This window comes from Lentilactobacillus senioris (assembly GCF_026798195.1).
Classification (GTDB): domain Bacteria; phylum Bacillota; class Bacilli; order Lactobacillales; family Lactobacillaceae; genus Lentilactobacillus; species Lentilactobacillus senioris_A.
Map to the genome: position 1 here is coordinate 1 of NZ_JAPQEZ010000025.1, position 1,608 is coordinate 1,608.

Genomic DNA, 1,608 nt, shown 5'->3' on the forward strand with positions numbered 1-1,608 from the left:
CAGTCAAGGCGACAAAAGCGTTCCAATTTAAACTATTTCCAGGAGCCGATCATTTGGTTAACTTGTCACAGAACGATTATCAAGGCCAACCAGAAGCCAGTCAAGAAACCAACTTTAAGAATAAAGTAGAAAAATGGAATCAGACAGTTAAAGCACAGCACCAGGTCAAAAAAGACGATCAGACAACCGATGACGAAGAAGACAAATTGCAGGACAATATCGATCAAGAATTAGAGTCTAGACATAAGAAAATGCTTGGATAATGAATAGGAAAGGGGAGTTAAAATATGAAAAGTTTTTACTTTCACCCAGTTTTAGCAAGTGTCTTAGGCGATAAAATTTCGGGTGCTATTAATGAATGGCTTAAAGGCGTTTTTAGTGGGGCCATGAATGGTATAACATCATGGTGCAGAGCTATTTTCGATCAAATTGGTCAACATGAAACCGTCCTAGATCAATGGTATGCAATCTTTCTTACTTTTGCGACGTCCCTAGTGGTCGTTGTTGTATTGGGAAGAATTGTAGGAACTTTGCTAAAAGAAGCTGACGAGAGTACCGATGTTACTTGGGCAAATATTGTGATGGACAGTCTCAAATCAGCTGCCGCAATCCCTGTCATGGTCTTTTTACAAGGCTTTTTACTTAAAGCAATCGTGTTTCCGCTCGGTAAATTTATGTTTTCAATGAATAGTAAGTACACAGCTTCGATGATTATCGGGTCAAAAAACATTGGTGGAACATTAGCAATAGGATCAATTATGTCTCTGATATTGTTAGGCTTCTTTGCAATCGTGACGGTATTCTTCTTCTTTAAAATGTGTATCTTCATGGCCGATATGGCCTGGTTTTATTTAACTATTCCCTTTGCGGCCATCAGTATCGCAACCGAAACTTGGGATTATAGTGGCACATGGTGGAAAAAGCTAATTTATCTAAATGCTTCTATGCTCTCACAAGTGTTATCAATGACCCTATGTGTTTGGGGAGTTACTCATTGGGGTAGTAATGGAATAGGAGCTTTTGCTTTATCCATCGGTATGGGTTGGCTGGTATTGCACACACCAAAGGCTATCGAAGATTTTTGGAGCTCAACTGGTGCTACTAAAGGTGGCTTAGCGGGAGCTATGAGAATGTTAAAGAATAGAATGAAGCATTAATTGGAGGAGGTTACTCAAATGAAATGGCGAGAAAAAATAAAAACGAAGTGGCGAGTTGATTCGCATGTCAATGTTTTTAAAGGAAATCCACTTGACCACTTGATCTTCTACTATCTGTATCGATCACTAGAATGGTTCGTCATCGTTATGGGAGGGTTGCTAGTTCTATATGAAGTTTTAGCTTGCCTGTGGCTTGAAGTAATCGTTTTGCTAGTGGGTGGCAGTGGCCTAGTCATGATTCTAAGAAGCGGAGCTAAAAGTGAACATAAAGCTTACAAAGATTGCTTAAAGGAACGTCAACAGGCTTATGAGCAGGTCAAACAAGAGGACATGCAAGCACTTAGAAAACAAGCCTGGTTGGATAGTGCGAACCAAGGCAAAAAAGAATTAGAACAAAAACTGAATCATAAGGAGTGAACGAACATGACCACTGTTATCTTAGCTGAAAAAC

2 protein-coding genes and 1 pseudogene are annotated in these 1,608 nt (G+C 39.6%); all 3 read left to right on the top strand.

All coding sequences use genetic code 11. The features are described 5' to 3' along the window. A pseudogene (locus OXT66_RS09540) lies at positions 1-263 on the top strand (conjugal transfer protein); the annotation flags it as partial. A gap of 24 nt (positions 264-287) precedes the next feature. Beyond that, a complete protein-coding gene (locus OXT66_RS09545; RefSeq protein WP_069360302.1) occupies positions 288-1,157 on the top strand; it encodes a conjugal transfer protein TrbL family protein in 870 nt (289 codons plus the stop codon). 18 nt (positions 1,158-1,175) lie between these two features. Continuing rightward, positions 1,176-1,574 (top strand): hypothetical protein, encoded by a 399-nt coding sequence (locus OXT66_RS09550; RefSeq protein ID WP_069360301.1) that lies wholly within the window; start codon positions 1,176-1,178, stop codon positions 1,572-1,574. Positions 1,575-1,608 lie beyond the last annotated feature (34 nt).